Here is an 18,112-nt window from a genome sequence, read left to right on the forward strand (position 1 = left end):
GTTATTTGGAAAATATTGGGAGCACAATTACATTTTATAATACGAGTACAAGAAGGCGATGTTTTTATTTGAGATATAAGTAGATACCGATAAAGAAATTACGTTCTCTAAAGATAGTCAACAATTCACTATTGGAGTAGAGGAGTTTGATACAAATATTGCCGGCGTAGTCAGAAGTTATTACGATGAAGTAGCTTAATATGCCGATTTGGGATGAACAATCAATCGCCTTTAGTCGAATGTAAGATATAATGAAGTTGCCTTGGCGGACGAATTTATAAAGAGATATGAGAAGTTATAGAAAAAAAATAGCCATATCCAGTATGATTTAAAAGTACACAATATGTGGGTACCAAAGTATAGCAAGAGTGTATTAACGTGAAAGGTAGCGAAGAGAGATCTAGAGATTTATTTAGGAGTATTTGTATGGAACATGAAGTACAGATAATTTCAGGCAAAGTAGCTTGTGATCATGTTCATATGTTTATCTAGTATAGACCGCAAATAACACCTAGCAAACTTGTGCAGTATTGAAAATGCAGTAGCTCAAGAATATTATTGCAAGAATTTACTTATTTGAGAAAGCAGTATTGGGGCAATCATTTTTGGGCTAGAGGTTATATGGCAGTTAGTTTGGGTAATATTACTGATGAAATGATACAGCAGTATATTGATGAGCAAGAAGGTGCAACTATTAATGATGACCTATTTCTAATCGATTACACTTCTATTTATAACATCTCAGCTTATAGCTGAGAGTTGTTTAGTGATTATATTTCTCTTACTAGTATTACCGCATAATTTTAAGATTAGAAAAGTACTATATGTCATTTCTGTACAGCATTGTTGTATAGCTCGAATCTTATGGCGAGGCGCGAAGCGACGTGGCAATCCAGAAAAATAAGTAAAAAAATTCTGTAAATCAGAATTTTTTTACTGGATTGCTTCGTCGAAACTTGCAGTTTCTTCTCGCAATGATGGAGTGGTATCCACGTAGGTAACGCTTGTATTCGCTTGCAATGACGATTTTAGTATCAACACAATAATACCAATATGAAATTTATGAACTTACTTAAAAATATTACGGGAAAGAATTATATAAACGGTGAATTTGTAGAATTTGGGAAACAAATATCCATTATTAATCCTTCAACTTTAAAAGAAATCGCTACAGTTCCGAATTTAGAATTATCTGAGATTAATTCAGCGATTAATAATACGGTGCAAACTTTTGCTTCATGGTCACAAAGTTCGTTTGAAGAAAGAATAGCGATTCTTAGAAAATGGTATAATTTAGTAATAGAAAATATTGATGAGTTAAGTCATATATTAACACTAGAGCAGGGTAAAGTACTCTCTGAATCCAAAAAAGAAATTTTATACGGAGCATCTTTTATTGATTGGTATACATATGTTATACATAATATTCACGGGACTATTAAACCAGGCAGTAGTAAAGCTCATAAAATTGTTACGCAATATGAGCCTGTAGGACCGTCTGCGGCTATAACTCCTTGGAATTTTCCAAATGCAATGATTACTCGCAAGGTAATACCTGCAATAGCTGCGGGTTGCAGCGTTATATTAAAACCGTCAAGCCTTACGCCTCTATCAGCTTTAATACTTACGAAATTTGCAAGCGATGCTGGTTTGCCAGCCGGAGTATTTAACGTAATTACCGGTGATTCTGATATTATAGGTCAGTCTTTTTGTGAAGATTTTAGGCTTCGGAAATTATCATTTACCGGTTCTACAAATGTCGGTAAAATTCTATATCAAAATGCCGCAAATACTCTAAAACGTTTATCTTTGGAGCTTGGCGGCAATGCTCCTTTCATTATAACAGCAGATAATAAGTTAGAAAAAGTAGCAAGAGATTTGGTAGTTGCTAAAACTAGAAATAGCGGGCAGTCTTGTACTTCACCAAATAGGATATTTATAGAAGAATCTATATATGAAAAATTTATAGAAATTCTAAAGGCTAAATTTACTCAGCTTAAAGCCGGTGATGGCTTTGATAAGGAATCAGATGTAGGTCCGTTAATTAGTTCTGCTGCTATAGAAAAAATACAAAAGCTGCTCACTGATGCACAAAGTAAAGAAGCTCAATTAATTTGTGGTGGTAAAGCTGTTGATAATTTTATTGAGCCCACTATTATTATTGACTGTTTGGATAATATGGATATCTTTAGAACAGAAATATTCGGTCCGGTAGTTGCTTGTTATAAATTTAAAGATTTGGATGAAGTAATAGAACGTGCAAATAATACCGAATACGGCTTGCAAGGATATGTATATTCAAATAATATATCTACGGCACAAATGATAGCAACTAGGCTTGATTTTGGTATGGTTTCAATTAATAATCCATTGCCTGGAAATGCAAAAGCACCTTTTGCAGGGCGTAAAGCTTCAGGCTTTGGAGTTGTAGGCTCATTTGAAGGGATATTTGAATATCTCAATACGAAATATATAAATTTACAGAATTAAGAATGCCAGCGTGTTTTTTTTATGTTATTCCTGCTAGGTATTGTTGCGTGTATCAATTTCACCTGTGTCACCACGTGGTCAAGCCATGAGGTGACACGGTTGATTTTACCGGTCCATGCAGCAACGCAAGCTTGATCACGTTATGACAATGAAAATAATCATTATGAATAAAGTTATGCCTGTTCCTATAAATGATATTGAAAGAAAAATTGAAGAAATTAGCCTTATACTTGATAATTATGAACCGCTTTGTTTAATAATAGGTACAGCAAAAATAAATCCCCACTTACATATAATATCTAATAATCTTGCTGAATTGTTAGATAAAAAGATACCACTTTCACTTGAATATTTTGATCCTATAGTACGACTAATTGAACAATTTAATAAGATTGAAATCATAATACCTAAAGAGTTTAATAATGCTTTATGTAATACATTATTAAACTTTGAGAATAATGATTATTCCGACGAATTACCAGAAACCGTAATTCAATATACAGAAAAACTTGATATTTCTAGAGGTTGATGCGTATTAACACTCTAAAAATCTCAATAGTTTTACCGGTTTATAATAGGGAGAAGCTATTATCTTTTGCTATTGAGAGCTGTCTTAATCAAAGCTTTAAAGACTTTGAGCTTATTATTATTGATGATTGCTCAAAAGATAGTAGCGTGATAGTAGCTAGGAAATATGCAGAGCAGGATTCACGTATTAAGGTAATAGTAAACGAGACCAACAAAACATTACCGGCAAGTTTGAATATTGCTTTTAAAGAGGCTAAGGGGGAGTATTTTACTTGGACTTCAGATGATAATCTTTTTCATGAAAATGCTTTAGAAAAAATGGTTAAGATACTTGATAATTCACCTGATATAGGGCTTGTATATACTGATTATACTTTAATCGATGAGCAAGGTAGTATAGGTGCAAGACTTTATCAAGAACCGCCGGAGTTTTTACCGATTAGAGATTGTGTCGGTGCATGTTTCTTATATAGAGCCGATTTAGCAAGACAAATAGGTGGATATAATGAAAATATGAAGTTGGTGGATGATTATGAATATTGGCTTCGTTTTGGACTTGTTACGAAATTTGCTCATATACCGGAATCTTTATATTTCTACCGAGTACATGATCAAAGCTTAACAATAGAGCGTAAAGTAGAAGCAAAACAGAGCAAAAGAGCTTTAAAAGAATTATTTAAAGATAAATACATTATAGCTGATAAGATTAAACCTATAAATGATTTATATAATTGGTTTATTGAAGATAGAAATTTAATCTCTTATTTTAGGTTATTTAAAATAATTATTTGTAGTCCGATAATTACTATTTCTTATATTATTAAAAATCTGAAAAGAATTAGGTGATATTTTAGAATAGTGTCATACCGTAGCGGTATCATTGCGCGTATATTAATCGTCATTGCGAGGAGCGAAGCGACGCGGCAATCCAGAAAAAATAACAAAAAAAATGCTGTAAATCAGAATTTTTACTGGATTGCTTCGTCAATTATTTTGTCCTTTCCTCGCAATAACGGAAAATCGAGCCATGGGATGACAACCAATTTACAACACATTTAAAAACAAATGCAAGATCAAGATTTCATACATACATTAAATCCACAACAGCAAAAAGCAGTTCTTCATACTGAAGGACCGCTTTTATTGCTTGCAGGTGCAGGGACAGGTAAAACAAAAGTACTTACCTCAAGAATAGCTAATATTATTCACAAAAATTTAGCCCCACCTCAAAATATTCTAGCCGTTACTTTCACTAATAAGGCTGCTAAAGAAATGGCTGAAAGAGTGAACAGTCTAATTAATTGCTACGGTCTTAATATAGGCACTTTCCACTCAATGGCAGCTAGGATATTACGTGACCAAAGTGAGCATTTAAATCTTGGTTTAAATAATAGATTTACTATTATTAGTCATGATGATCAATTAAAATTAGTTAAGGATATAGTAAAACTAAAAGATATTGATACTAAAAAATATGCTCCTAAATTAATACATATAATAATTTCGAGATGGAAGGATCAAGGATTATTACCAAGTAAATTATCAGCATCAGATACTAATTTACCGCTGCAGAGGGTGGCAAAACTTGTATACGAAGAATATCAGAAAAATTTACTTATTTCTAATGTTTTAGATTTTGGAGATTTGCTACTTTATAATAATGAGCTTTTTATTAAAAATCCCGCAATACTAAGATATTACCAGGAAAAATATCGATATATTTTAATCGATGAATATCAAGACACTAACGTTGTCCAATATTTATGGGCAAGAATGCTCGCAAGTTTATATAAAAATATTTGCTGTGTAGGAGATGATGATCAATCTATCTATGGTTGGCGAGGAGCAGAAGTCGGGAATATATTACGTTTTGAAAAAGATTTTGCAGGTGCAACGATTATTAAATTAGAGCAGAATTATAGATCAACTTTGCCAATACTTGCTGCTGCCTCTAATGTAATCAATAATAATAAAAACCGTCACGGTAAAACGTTATGGACAGATAAGGAAAGCGGTGAAAAGATAAAAATTATCTCTTGTTGGAGTGATAAAGAAGAAGCAAGATATATAGCCAGTGAAATAGATAAGTTAGTGAGAGAAGAGCGATATAATGCTGGCAATATTGCAATATTAGTACGAGCCGGATTTCAAACAAGAAGTTTTGAGGAAGCGTTTATAAATAGTGCTATGCCTTATAAAATTATAGGAGGTGTGCGGTTCTATGAACGTATCGAAATAAGAGACGTGCTTGCTTATATTCGTATATCTTTGAATCAAAATGACAATCTAGCACTTGAGCGTATTATAAATGTGCCGAAAAGGGCAATAGGTGCAGCTAGCTTAAATAAAATTAGATTATATGCACTTGAGCGAAATATTTCTAATTTCGCATCCATTAAAGAAATGTTAGAAATGGGCGAGATTAAAGCAAAACAATATGAAACTCTAAAAGATTTGGTTACTAAAATTGATAATTGGCACGAAATATTTAATATAGATGCTCCAATAAACGTAGTTAAAGCAATACTTGATGATTCCGGTTATCTTGAAATGCTTCAAGAAGAAAAGACCGAAGAAGCATTCGGTAGAATCGAAAATATTAACGAAATGCTTAAAGCTATTGCCGAATTTAACGATGCTCATGATTTTATCGAACATTCAAGTTTAGTTATGGAAAATGAAGTGCTTGAAACTAATTACGGTGGTGCTGTTACTATAATGACCTTGCACGCAGCTAAAGGGCTTGAGTTTGACGTAGTGTTTTTACCGGGATGGGAAGAGGGGCTATTTCCGTCTCAAAGGTCTCTAGACAAAGACGGCGAAAAAGGCTTAGAAGAAGAACGCCGCATTGCTTATGTCGGTATTACGAGAGCCAAAAAAGACCTATACATTACCCACGCCGAAAGCAGAAAAATATTTTATGAAATAGTACGCTCTTACCCTTCAAGGTTTATAACAGAAATCCCTGATGAAATTACGATTAGGACCTCTTCTATGAAAAAATACAATTCTTTTTATAAGTTTTAATTAATTTTCATTCATAAATTTTAAATTGGTTTGCATACTTTAACTAATTGTTATCTAATTTAATTAATAATAATTAACATAGGAAGTGGTATGGCCAAGGAACTAATACCTGATAGACCACAAGAGAAACTTAAAACTGCTTTTGAATATCAAGTTGATAGTGCAGCAGTGATAATAAGAACACTAGATGAAAAAGTAAAGCTTGCTTCAGAAGAGACTTCTCTAATCAAAAGGCAAGACCTACGTTTACAAGCTGTAGGAGCAGCTATCAGTTTGTATTCTCCTGAAGTAACAAATCAATATCTTGATGATACTAAAATAGAAAAATTGGTTGGTTTATTGAAAAAAAATAAAAAATATACTATAAATTTATTGTCTAAAGAAAAAGATGTATATGAAAAATTAGTAGCTAAAAATGAAGCTATGATTAAAAGCTTTCCAATATCATTGGATGGAGTAATAGATCATATAACTGTTAAAGTACAAGCAAAAGCTTATAAGAACGCTGTTGAAATTGCTTTAACAGCAATAAGGTATGTGATCAACTATGATGAAGACACAGAAAAAAAGTTGAAATTGCTACCGAAACAATATTAGATGCTGAAACATTAATTAAGAAAGCTGATAAGAATATAGATTTACAACAAACTACATTAACTCCAGAACAAGTTGTGGTTCAAAACACTTTTAAAAGTACAATAGATAAATTATATGAGTTTCTTGAAAAAAACATTGAAACAAATAAAAACATAACGCAAGGAGTAGATATAATTGAAGAAGCAGGAGTAAATAAAAGTGAAATGATAAATTCATTACTACCGGCAATAAGTAAACTACCGCCTAAAAAAATGACAGAGCAATATAGAGACATTATCAAGCATTTTGCTCCATTACTTGAGAGTAGCAATCCTGCACTTCTTAACGGTACTAAAAAATATTAACAGAGTTAGATCCCGGATATTTAACCGAACACGGATGGGAAAAAAATATAGCATTAGAATTACAAAGAGTAGTCAAGCCTAAGCTATGGCAAAGAATAGTAGCAGTTTTTACCGGTACGGATTATGCTCAAAAAAATATAGATAAAGCAGTCGCTAACTTTGAAAAAAGTAATAGTTTATATATAGATATGAAAAATTTGTTGAAAGAATTACAAAGAGAAAAACAAGCATCAAATAAAGAAATCAATATCGTCACAACAAAAAAAGAGCAAGGCAAAGAGCAAAATAAAACAATATCCCAAAACTATAAATCTTCTATATCAACCCCTATATCTCATGTTGATAAGCTTAATAAAAGTAAAGAGAGTGGCAACAATCATGGCATAGTAAATAATGATTTATATGATAATTACGATAATATAGTTGCAAATTTTTAAGAAGTTTGATAACTTGGCCCATTATATCCAATAAACTTAATCATGAGGTATTATATGGCAGAAGGGATTATAACTAATATCAGTGATACTATTGAAAAAATTAAAACAAATGATGAAGTAACTGAGATATCGGCTGCAGTAAAAGGTAAAATAGTTGATATAAAAAACGTTAATAGTAGATTAGATACTTTGAATAAAAATATTGTTACTCCAGATCCTATTCAAAGATATTTACAATCTGAAGAATATATCACTAGTACGCTTGAAGTACTTGCCAGTAAAATTATTAGTGAAGTCGTAGAACATAAAGATGTACAAAAATTAGTAGATAATTTGCATATCAATTTAGCACAAGATGCAAAACTGATGCCTAGTACAGCAGATAAGTTAAAGTTTGATGTTGCAAGGACTGAAGCAGCACTTAAGGGGTTTGTACTTCCTCTAAATAAAGGAGGATCTTTTGATGAATTATCATTGATGGGTATAGAAGATGAAGAAGAAATCTTTGCTGGTCCTATAAGAGCAACTAAAGAGGCATTAATAGCCGTAAGCGGAAGTTCTATACCTAAAGAGCAATATGCACATGCTGTAAAAGATAAAGCTATAGAAATCTTAAAACAAGATCCTAAAAACACTCCGGAAAAACTTGAGAAATATGCGAAATTTATTATTCAAGGAGATAAAAATCAGAAATTTAATAAAGATAGTGAGCAGTTTATCCCAAGAGTAAATCAATTATCTCAAGCGGAATTTAAGGAATTACAAAAGGCCGCCACTTATACGGTACAGCAGATTAGTAATAGATTAGAAAAAAATAATAAAATCAGTAAGCAATTAGAACAAACTATTATACTTACTAAATCATCAGGTATAAAGAATCCTGAAGTAACAATAAGGGCATTAAATAAGTTAGATTCCACTTATCTAACTGACAATAGTACTAAAATAGCCGCTGAATTAAAAGATATTAATAATAGAGGTACTTCTTTATGGGAAAAATTTAAACAGATATTTACAGGTAGAAACTATTTAGAGGAAAGATTAGGAAAAGTTATGGATAAATATATTTCTCTAAGTGATAGATATGTAGTGAAGACAATTCATGATAGAATCTTTTCAAATGCTTTAACAAATCCTGAAATAGCTGAAGGTCTAACAAAATTTTTGAATGAACATAAAGATCAAGCAGCAACTCATCCTGAATTTAAAAATTTAATTCCTGTTAATGGTGAGGCTATTACAGTTCAACCGCAAGAAGTTAATAATTTTAATTTAGCGGAACTCAGAAAAGTCAATCCAATAGCATTTGATAAAACAATATTTGAAGATTTAATAAAACTAAGAAGTTCTAATATAAAACCTCCGCAAATCACGCCTAATATTTCTACTAAAAATCAAGCAGCAGTAAGAAGTAGGGGTTAATTTTTATATAATTTGTAAGTCTATGTTATTGTAAGATTTATAAATAAATTCCGCGTGGTTCGTTTACGTCATTTCCGCGTAGGCGGAACGCTGTTGTATGGCTGATTTTGTGTCATTCCTGCGAAAGCGTGAATCCAGCAAGAAAGTATAAATACAGAAAATTTTTGAAATTAAAAGCTAGATTTATCTCGCTTTATACTAGATTTCTGCTTTAGCAGTAATGAAATCGGTATCCACGCAACAATGCCTTGCGAGCAGCCGTAAGTTGCATAACAATCTTGTCAAATATCCTGAGATTGCTTCGTAGAAACTTATAGTTTCTTCTCGCAATGACGATATTGATCTTTAGTTAGTAATACTTGGTGGAACGGTTAAATACTCCTCTTTCCATAGTTCGTTATAAAGAATAGGGTCTATATTACCGCCTGAGATTAGTACCAGTAATTTTTGAGGTTTGGATTGTATTTTTAACCAATTCACCACTGACACCATATTTATACTACTTGACGGCTCGCATATAACTTTAAGTAAATTAGTAAGCCACGCCGTCCAGTAATATATTTCATATTCTTCTGCTAAATAAAAATGATCAAGTTTTTTCAGATATTCAAATGTACGGGCTGATACACTTAAGGTTTTAAGACCGTCTGCGATGGTAGTCGGTGCCTTATCAAATTTATATATCTTATTATTTTTAACCGATAAATAAGCATCATTAGCAGTAAGCGGTTCTGAACCTATTAACAAGCTTATCGGTGATATTAATTCCTTGGCAAGGTATGAGCCGGAAATTAAACCGCCGCCGCCGCAAGAGGCAAAAATAGCATCAGGACTAAAGCCTAGCTGCTGTAATGCTTCATAGCATAAAGTGCCTGCTCCTGCTATTGTAGAATCACTATCGGAAGGATGTATATAGTAAAATCCTTGCTTTTCATCTTCTTTTGCTTTTTCTTCTGCTTCTTGTCGAGTATATGTATATATAACTTCACCGCCGTAATAAAGAGCTGCTTGCTGTTTTACTTTTGAAGTATTTAACGGTAAATAAATCCTTGTTTTAAGACCGAATAATTTACTTGCATAAGCAAGACCAACCCCATGGTTACCCGTACTATAACAGACTATTTTATCAGGTAATTTGCCTTGCTCTTTTAATTCTAATAAATGATTTAATACTCCTCTAACTTTGAATGCACCGGTTTTTTGTAATGATTCAACCTTAAAAAAAATCTCATGACCGAGCATCTCATTTAAGCTTTCAGAGTGAACGATTGGAGTTAAATGTAGATATTGTTTTATTCTAGTATGTGCAGTAGCTACATTTTGAGAAGATTGTAGTAATAAAGTCATAAATATAATTAATAAAGATGGCTTGCAATCGCATTTATACTATATTATATAGTTAATAATTAGAAATTTTTAAAGGTTTTAATTGATGAATAAAAAGTCCCTGCCGCTTATGGCATTACGAGATATGGTAGTATTCCCGGGAGTAATTGCTCCTATTTTCGTGGGTAGACAAAAATCGCTGAAAGCGTTATCCAATACTACAATTTCTGAGGAAGATAATAGTAAATATATTTTAGTAACTTTACAGAAAAAATTTGATCAAGAAAACCCTAGTAAACATGAACTTTATAACACAGCTATACTTGCCAAGATTATCCAAATAGTGAAGTTGCCTAATAATACGGCAAAAATATTAATAGAAGCAGTAGCAAGAGTAAAGCTAAGCAATATCAAAGGCGAAGAGGCTTTTGAAGCAAATTATGAAATTATTCCAGATGAAGAAATATTTGATGTTAATAACATGCGTTCATTAGTGGATAATGCAGTACAATTATTTAGTAAATATGTGATTAATAATAAGAAAATTAATGCGGAAATTATTGAAACTATCAATAAAGAAATAAGTAATAGTACTAATTTTATAAATATTATAAATATATTAGCTTCACATCTGATAACTTCACTTGAGGCCAAGCAGCATTTATTAGAAGAAACTAGCCCTTTTAAGCGTATCACTGCGGTTATTAGTACGCTTACTTCCAATATAGTTAATTCAGAAACCGAGCAGGCATTGCAGCAAAGAGTAAGAAAGCAAATCGAAAAAACGCAGCGTGATTATTATCTGCACGAACAAATGAAAGCTATTCAAAAGGAACTTGATGAAGATAAATCGGAACTTGCCGATATTGAGAAAAAAATTAAAAGTTTAAAATTATCTAAAGAAGCTAAAGAGAAGGCAGAATCAGAGCTTAAAAAACTTCGTAGTATGAATCAAATGTCGGCGGAGTCGGGAGTGACGCGTAATTATCTTGAGACTTTACTAAGTTTGCCTTGGGGTAAGTATGATAATAGCAAAATAGATATTAACCAAGCAGAGAAAATCTTAAATCGTGACCATTTTGGACTTGAAAAAGTGAAAGAACGAATTATAGAATATTTAGCAGTATTACAGCGTTCAAGTAAAATTAGAGGGCCTATATTATGTTTGATAGGTCCGCCAGGGGTTGGTAAAACTTCACTTGTAAAATCTATTGCTGAAGGAATGGGGAGAAAATACACTAAATTCGCTCTAGGCGGTGTTAGAGACGAAGCAGAAATCAGAGGGCATAGAAAAACTTACCTTGGATCAATGCCGGGTAAAATTTTAGGTCAACTTAAGAAAGTTAAGACTAGTAACCCTGTAATGCTGCTTGATGAAATTGATAAAATGAGTTCTGATTTTAGAGGTGATCCGGCATCCGCTTTGCTTGAGGTATTAGACCCTGAGCAGAATAGTCACTTTGTTGATCATTATCTAGAAGTAGAATATGATCTATCAAATGTAATATTTATTGCTACTGCTAACTCACATGATTTACCTAGAGCTTTAAGTGATAGAATGGAAAAAATATATATATCCGGTTATGTAGAGGAAGAAAAACTCCAAATCGTCAAAAATTATTTAGTGCCGAAACAATTTAAAATGCATAAAATCAAAAAAGATGAAATTACTATATCTGAGACGGCAATTTTGGATTTAATTAGATATTATACCAAGGAATCAGGTGTAAGAGCTTTAGAACGTGAAATAGGAGCGTTAACTAGAAAAGCATTAAAGCAAATTTTAGCAGATAAAACAGTTCAGCATATCGCCGTAGATAGTAATAATCTTGAAGAATTTTTAGGGGCTAAAAAATATAATTTCGGGATTGCTGAGCAAGAAGACCAAATAGGGAGTACTACAGGACTTGCTTATACTGAATTAGGAGGAGAGCTTTTAACTATAGAGGCTTTAGCATTTCTAGGGAAAGGTGAAATCAAAACCACCGGAAAACTTGGTGATGTTATGAAAGAATCGGCAATGGCTGCCTATAGTTGTTTTAGAAGTAGAGCAACAAATTTTGGATTAAAATACGATAATTATAAAGATTTTGATATTCACATTCACGTACCGGCCGGAGCTATTCCAAAAGATGGACCGTCTGCCGGCTGTGCTTTGTTTACTACTATTGTTTCGTTAATGACTAAAATACCAGTACACCGCACTGTAGCAATGACCGGTGAAATTACTTTAAGAGGAAATGTTTTACCTATAGGTGGTCTTAAGGAAAAGTTACTTGCTGCGAGTAGGGGAGGGATTAAAACCGTATTAATTCCTGAGGAGAATGTTAAAGACTTAAGAGATATACCGTCGAATATAAAAGAAAGCCTAGAAATTATATCCGTGTCAAATATCGACCAAGTACTTAAGTATGCTTTAGTAGAAACCCCGTTAAATAAATAGAGATCAGTCATATACTCGTTTAATTTAAAAAATGGGCGTCGTTGTTTAATATTGTTTGATCTGCGTGATCGTCTGTGTACGCTGTGCGGTCAAAAAAATATAAAACGCCTTGCTCCTTGCCAAATGACACTTCATCTATCTGCTTTTTATTTACTATCAGTATATAGTACCGAGTAATTTTTATAAAACCCGCGATGTCATCCATGAACCCTCGATATCATTCCTGTAAAAGCAGGAATTCAGTAACCTATTACCGTGGGCTTGGACCACTGGGATCTCGTATCGCAGACTCAGTCATAAGATACCGCGATCAAGTCGCGGTATGACGCCAAAGAAACTTGGATGCCCGCTTTCGTAGGAATGACATTGGTATTCACGCGTGCAATGCCTTCTCGCAATTACAGAAAAACCGAGCAATGCAATAACACCGCAATCTTTCGACTGTGGTTCAATCCATAAAATTTATCACTTTCTTATAAATAATCCCAAAAATCTATTGTTGTAAAAAAGTTGCTACAAATTATTAATTAAAATTAATTTTATCTATATAACACACATTAAGATTTCTTAACTAATTACTAATGTGATTTAAAAAAATAATTAATGTATTGGAGTGAATATTAATGAAAAAATATTAAGAAAATATGCACTAATTCTAATGCCACAGGAGCCACAATTCCTAATCTCGGTAGCGTAAGCTTGAGTACCGGTGCCGGTCTTGTAGGAGGAGTATTTAATAACGGCGATATTATTCAAACAGCGGTTGTAGGTCTTGGAATTAAAATATCGGAAGATAAAGCAAATGCTGTTGTTGGCGGGATAAATACATTAATAGCACTACCTGCTTTTGGTATGGTTGAGGTAAGTCAAAATGTATCAATAGGTCCTCTTAAATTTATTAGTAATAATGTTACGTCAATTATTACCGGAGTCAGTCATCAAACATGTAGTAATATAGATTTCGCTGGTAAGAATTCTACTTTGCAAATTAATAACGGTTTAAATATTAGAACTCATACAGATAATACGGTAGCCAGAAATAACGGTATACGACTTTTGCAGGTACAGAGAGTATCTTAAATAATATCGGCTTAACTAATTCTCTTTCTCAAATAAATGTAGGAAATGGGGAAGCACATATTGATATGCCTGGAGCAGGTAATATCGTAGTCGATAATACGGTATTTACGAAGTTACTTAGTATGAATAGTATTGGACAGGTAATATTTAATCAAGCTTTGGACCTAGGAGCAGGTGGTAACATATTATTTGGAGTGGATGTTAAGTTAATAACAAATGGTGTGACCGGTTCAATTACAACTTCTACAAATAATCAAGGAACACTGATAATACAAAGCGGTAATGTTAACGGTATGATTGGAGCTAACAGCAGCTTAAAACTTGTAAATATCGAAGCAAATCCCGTTACGTTCTCAGATAACGTATTTGCTCCTGTAGCTTTAAATAATAATGGCTCTATCTTAACTTTATCAGATGGAGTTACGCTAACCGGAGTAGTAACCACTACTCCAGGCGATGATAGTGGTAAATTAATATTTGCAGATGGTGGAACGGTCACAGGTAGCGTAGGAGCAAATAGAGCAGCATTAGAAGAAATAATATTCAACGGTATAAATATACAAGATGTAGCAGATGCCATAGCTGATGTAACGACAGCATGGATTAGTCGGTAACTTAAATTATAATGCAAACGGTAAATTAACGGCTAATAAAGGCATAGTAGAAAATATTGCTTTCAAAGGTACTAACGGAACGTTTAATTTAGGAGATAGCTCTGTCATTATTGGAGCAGTACTTAGCACCGGTGGTATAGGTGGTACATTGAATTTTATAGGTGACGGTAATGTAACTCAAAATATAGGTAGGAATGTGACGGTAAATATAAATCACGCTCATATACCGGATAGATTTTAGCTGGTTATAGCTATTTAGCTCCGAAATTGATTAATTTAACCACAACGTTAGGGATTAGGTACTCCAATATTATGGGATTCGGGATATACTGAAACTGGCACGACTTTCAAAAATTTAATCGTTAAATGGAAAAAGTATAATACAATTTAAGTGCTTGCGGGTGTGAGGATCTCAAAAGATATTAACGTAGAAAATATAGTTTTAATCGTTATATTTTGTATTTCTCTCTCTTATTGTTGCTATTAGTTTTTCATATGAAATTTTAGATTGTTCTTTAAACATATTTTTGTTAAAAATGAGCTCATAGACAAGACAATAATAAGAAGTTTTAAGAATGCAATAGCAATTTAATTAGAAGCAAATGAATTGAGATTGTTTTAAGAAGTATACGGGATTAGTTTTTTTGATAATATTAAAAACTCGGAATTTAAAAGAGATTTAACATAAAAATTAGACATTTTTGCACATAAAAGGAGCATATGAATTTTTTAGAAAACGAAGAAAACCATGACATGGATTGGCGAGAGTGACGGGACTCGAACCCGCTACCTTCTGCGTGACAGGCAGACGCTCTAACCAGATGAGCTACACCCCCTTTACATACGAGACAACAATATATATAACAATTCTTCTATTCCTGCAAGAGTAAAATATCTTATTTTATCGAAAAATATAAAGCACCCAAATCTCTAAACATTCCTTCTTATTATTAATTCAAATTAGTAATTATTAATTGAAGCCTTGAAAATTATTAGAGATTTTATATGACTAAACCATATGTCATTAAATTAACTACTCCTTTTGAGCATATTAAACTTTATAATCCTATACCCGATATTGCGCTTAGAAGTGCTATTATTATGCAGGCAATAATACTAATACTTATACCAAGAAAGAAGCAACAAAAGCAGAATATAATGCTAAAAAGTGGCTTTTTGAAAATAATGAAAATTTTAAGCTACATTCTTAGACATGGGTATTGAGCCTAATTATGTAATAAAGACTACTAAAAAACTAATTAAATCGCAACAAAATAAAGATAAGCATCCTAAACTCTACATCTAAAGTTTAGATGCAGTAATTTGTAATAAAACTTGAAATTACTCTAAATATAAATTAATTATATAGGTGTTACTTAGTAACGCCTATATATTAATGATTTCAGATTATAAAGGTTATTTATGATTATTTCAGTTTCAGGTCAACATATTTCGATCGGTAATAATTTACAAGAATATTCAAAAGAGAGGGCTACGCAAATCGTTAAAAAATATTTTACCGATATAATAAATATAGATATACATTTTTCAAAAGAAGGAATGAACTTTAAATGTGATATTATAGTAAAATATGGCTCAGGTAAACATAATATAATCAAAAGTCATGATAGGTGTAGCGATACATATATAGCTTTTGATAAAGCTATGTCAAAACTAGAAAAACAGCTTAGAAAATATAAATCAAAATTCAAAAATCATCATGCTGGTAAAGTAAAAATATCAGAAATTGCTTACGAAGGTACCAAATATATTATTAATCCGCAATCTGATATTGAAACCTCTAACTCCGAAGATAATGATAATCCGGCAATTATCGCTGAAAAGCCTGTAGAAATATTAAAATTATCAGTAAAAGAAGCGGTAATGAAGATGGATTTAGAAGATTTACCTGCGGTAGTATTTAAAAATATCAATAATGATCGTATCAATATAGTGTATTATCGTAAAGATGGTAACATTTCTTGGGTAGATTATAATTAATGATTATTATCCATTATAAAGGGGTTACGCCAAGAATTGATAAAACTGCATATATTGCCGAAATCAGATCTTTAATAGGAGATGTTGAAATAGGTAGTAATTCAAGTATTTGGTTTAGTACAGTTCTTAGAGACGACGTTGAATCAACAAAAATATGAAATAATATTAACTACAAGATGGTAGTGTAATTCATACTGCAAGATTTAACAGACAGGTAGAAATAGGCGATACCATAACTATCTGTCATCTTTCTCTTATTCATGCCTGCACAACACATAATAATGCATTTAATTTATATGAAGTCTTATCCCGCCACAGAAGATAATGAAATCTAAAGAATTATGGATGGGTTCCCCCCTGCAAAATTTGTTAGATATTTAACTGATCAAGATTGAGAATATACGCGAGATAATGTAAGACATTATGTAGAACTTGCGAGTATTTATAAAATTTGATGTCATTCCTAGCTAAATGGCATTGTTGCATGGTTTAAGAACAGTGTTGTCATTCATACGAAATGCAGGAATCCAGCATAAAGCGAGCCTTTAATTGCCAAAATCTGCTGTACTTATAATACTTTTGGATTCCCGCTTTCGTATGAATGACAACACTGTTCTTAAACCATGCAACAAAGTCGCTAAAGTCATAAATGACATACTGTACTATAAGAATCCTTAAACGCCTTAACCGTATTTTTAAGTAAAAAGGCAATAGTCATCGGTCCGATGCCACCCGGGACTGGAGTAATATATTTTACTTTAGACTTAACATGCTCAAAATCAACATCACCGATAATTTTGTTGCCGCTAATTCTATTAATGCCTACATCAATTACTATCGATTCAGGATTAAAATATTCTGCAGTTAATTTTAAAGGCGAACCTATTGCAGCAACTACAATATCCGCTTTTAAAGCGATAGAGCCTAAATTATGTGTTTTAGAATGGCAAATAGTAACACTGCAATCTTCTTTTAATAGTAAAGCACTTAAAGGTTTTCCTACTATATTTGAGCGTCCAATAACTACAACGTGTTTACCACTTAAATTAGGTTCGTATTTTTTTATCACCGCAAGACAACCAAGGGCAGTGCATGGTATAAAACTTTGACTGAATTCACTTACATCTATAATACCGCTATGTAAGTAACCAACATTTAAAGGATGAAACCCATCAACATCTTTATATGGTGATACAGCAGATAAAATTTTATTTTTATCTATGGAGTTTGGCAAAGGAAGCTGAACTATCATTCCCGAAATCTCGTTATCATGGTTTAACTCATTGATTTTTGTTATTAAATCATTTGTATGAATAGTAGTAGATAGATTTACTAATAAAGTATCGATTCCTATTTTATGTGCATTTTTTATTTTATTTTTTACATAAATAATACTTGCAGGATTATCGCCAACTAGTACTATAGCAAGCTTTGGTGAAGCGTTGGTTTGACTTTTAAGTTCTTGAATTTCTAGCTTTAAATCCTCTAGTATCTCATTTGCTAACGCTTTACCGTCAATTATATTATTCACTATATTTTTATCCTTTTTCAGTTATCATCCAGCGACTTGATCGCGTGTTCAAGGTATTTTTATTGTTTTTATGGATACCGTATAATAATATAAAATTCTGTGATGAGATTGCAACAAAAAGACCTACAACCGATAATAATATTAAAGTGATAAATTCAAATTTTAATTCCTCAGCAACAAGAATAGAGTAATCACGGTATATAATCATGGATATAATAGTGAATATCAGTACTATGCTCTTACTAATACCGATACTTATTCCGGAGTCAAGC

At 32.3% G+C, this 18,112-nt stretch carries 14 protein-coding genes, 1 tRNA gene and 4 pseudogenes; 15 read left to right on the top strand and 4 right to left on the bottom strand.

Annotation, left to right across the window (positions count from 1 at the left end; genetic code table 11):
- Positions 1-287 precede the first annotated feature (287 nt).
- The 9 genes and pseudogenes from tnpA (at position 288) to A1C_RS03065 (ending at position 8,845) form a co-directional block, all read left to right on the top strand.
- Positions 288-756 (top strand): annotated as a pseudogene (gene tnpA / locus A1C_RS06830) (IS200/IS605 family transposase).
- Positions 757-1,062: 306 nt separating this feature from the next.
- Positions 1,063-2,490 carry an NAD-dependent succinate-semialdehyde dehydrogenase gene (locus A1C_RS03030; RefSeq protein WP_041816836.1) on the top strand — a complete coding sequence of 476 codons (1,428 nt, stop codon included), beginning with the start codon at positions 1,063-1,065 and terminating at the stop codon, positions 2,488-2,490.
- 142 nt (positions 2,491-2,632) lie between these two features.
- Complete coding sequence (locus A1C_RS03035) at positions 2,633-3,019, top strand: hypothetical protein (protein ID WP_232279078.1); 387 nt, start codon at positions 2,633-2,635, stop codon at positions 3,017-3,019.
- Positions 3,019-3,864: a glycosyltransferase gene (locus A1C_RS03040; RefSeq protein WP_012149595.1), complete on the top strand. Its 846-nt coding sequence runs from the start codon at positions 3,019-3,021 to the stop codon at positions 3,862-3,864. The genes A1C_RS03035 and A1C_RS03040 overlap by 1 nt, the downstream gene beginning before the upstream one ends.
- Before the next feature lie 219 nt (positions 3,865-4,083).
- Positions 4,084-6,045 (top strand): DNA helicase PcrA, encoded by a 1,962-nt coding sequence (pcrA, locus tag A1C_RS03045; RefSeq protein ID WP_012149596.1) that lies wholly within the window; start codon positions 4,084-4,086, stop codon positions 6,043-6,045.
- Between the two features lie 90 nt (positions 6,046-6,135).
- Complete coding sequence (locus A1C_RS03050; protein ID WP_012149597.1) at positions 6,136-6,642, top strand: hypothetical protein; 507 nt, start codon at positions 6,136-6,138, stop codon at positions 6,640-6,642.
- A gap of 74 nt (positions 6,643-6,716) precedes the next feature.
- Complete coding sequence (locus A1C_RS03055) at positions 6,717-6,986, top strand: hypothetical protein (RefSeq protein ID WP_012149598.1); 270 nt, start codon at positions 6,717-6,719, stop codon at positions 6,984-6,986.
- Positions 6,987-7,174: 188 nt separating this feature from the next.
- Positions 7,175-7,423 carry a hypothetical protein gene (locus A1C_RS03060; RefSeq protein ID WP_012149599.1) on the top strand — a complete coding sequence of 83 codons (249 nt, stop codon included), beginning with the start codon at positions 7,175-7,177 and terminating at the stop codon, positions 7,421-7,423.
- A 54-nt stretch (positions 7,424-7,477) separates the two neighbouring features.
- Positions 7,478-8,845 (top strand): hypothetical protein, encoded by a 1,368-nt coding sequence (locus tag A1C_RS03065; protein WP_012149600.1) that lies wholly within the window; start codon positions 7,478-7,480, stop codon positions 8,843-8,845.
- A gap of 345 nt (positions 8,846-9,190) precedes the next feature.
- On the opposite strand, the gene A1C_RS03070 is transcribed toward A1C_RS03065, so the two are convergent.
- Positions 9,191-10,192 carry a serine/threonine dehydratase gene (locus tag A1C_RS03070; RefSeq protein WP_012149601.1) on the bottom strand — a complete coding sequence of 334 codons (1,002 nt, stop codon included), beginning with the start codon at positions 10,190-10,192 and terminating at the stop codon, positions 9,191-9,193.
- A gap of 85 nt (positions 10,193-10,277) precedes the next feature.
- Here A1C_RS03070 and lon point away from each other — a divergent pair, with 85 nt between their 5' ends.
- The 3 genes from lon (at position 10,278) to A1C_RS08580 (ending at position 14,308) form a co-directional block, all read left to right on the top strand.
- Complete coding sequence (gene lon, locus A1C_RS03075; protein WP_012149602.1) at positions 10,278-12,614, top strand: endopeptidase La; 2,337 nt, start codon at positions 10,278-10,280, stop codon at positions 12,612-12,614.
- Between the two features lie 699 nt (positions 12,615-13,313).
- On the top strand, positions 13,314-13,694 hold the full coding sequence (locus A1C_RS07735) for a hypothetical protein (RefSeq protein ID WP_041816769.1): 381 nt from the start codon (positions 13,314-13,316) through the stop codon (positions 13,692-13,694).
- Between the two features lie 65 nt (positions 13,695-13,759).
- Positions 13,760-14,308, top strand: a complete 549-nt coding sequence (locus A1C_RS08580) for a hypothetical protein (protein WP_232279079.1) — start codon at positions 13,760-13,762, stop codon at positions 14,306-14,308.
- A 759-nt stretch (positions 14,309-15,067) separates the two neighbouring features.
- Here A1C_RS08580 and A1C_RS03095 read toward each other — a convergent pair.
- Positions 15,068-15,144: transfer RNA gene (locus tag A1C_RS03095), tRNA-Asp, on the bottom strand.
- Positions 15,145-15,313: 169 nt separating this feature from the next.
- On the opposite strand from A1C_RS03095, the pseudogene A1C_RS08585 reads away from it, so the two are divergent.
- From A1C_RS08585 to A1C_RS09245, 3 genes and pseudogenes are all read left to right on the top strand, one after another.
- Positions 15,314-15,614, top strand: a pseudogene (locus A1C_RS08585) (hypothetical protein).
- 116 nt (positions 15,615-15,730) lie between these two features.
- A complete protein-coding gene (gene hpf, locus A1C_RS03105) occupies positions 15,731-16,309 on the top strand; it encodes a ribosome hibernation-promoting factor, HPF/YfiA family (RefSeq protein WP_012149606.1) in 579 nt (192 codons plus the stop codon).
- A pseudogene (locus A1C_RS09245) lies at positions 16,309-16,704 on the top strand (gamma carbonic anhydrase family protein). The gene hpf and the pseudogene A1C_RS09245 overlap by 1 nt, the downstream one beginning before the upstream one ends.
- Before the next feature lie 248 nt (positions 16,705-16,952).
- Here A1C_RS09245 and folD read toward each other — a convergent pair.
- Together folD and A1C_RS06855 are read right to left on the bottom strand one after the other, a co-directional pair.
- The gene (gene folD, locus A1C_RS03115; RefSeq protein WP_012149608.1) at positions 16,953-17,840 is read right to left on the bottom strand and encodes a bifunctional methylenetetrahydrofolate dehydrogenase/methenyltetrahydrofolate cyclohydrolase FolD; all 888 of its coding nucleotides are present in this window, start codon (positions 17,838-17,840) and stop codon (positions 16,953-16,955) included.
- Between the two features lie 79 nt (positions 17,841-17,919).
- A pseudogene (locus A1C_RS06855) lies at positions 17,920-18,105 on the bottom strand (NADH-quinone oxidoreductase subunit NuoN); the annotation flags it as partial.
- Positions 18,106-18,112: the final 7 nt, after the last annotated feature.

Origin of the sequence: Rickettsia akari str. Hartford, assembly GCF_000018205.1 — a bacterium.
Taxonomy (GTDB): domain Bacteria; phylum Pseudomonadota; class Alphaproteobacteria; order Rickettsiales; family Rickettsiaceae; genus Rickettsia; species Rickettsia akari.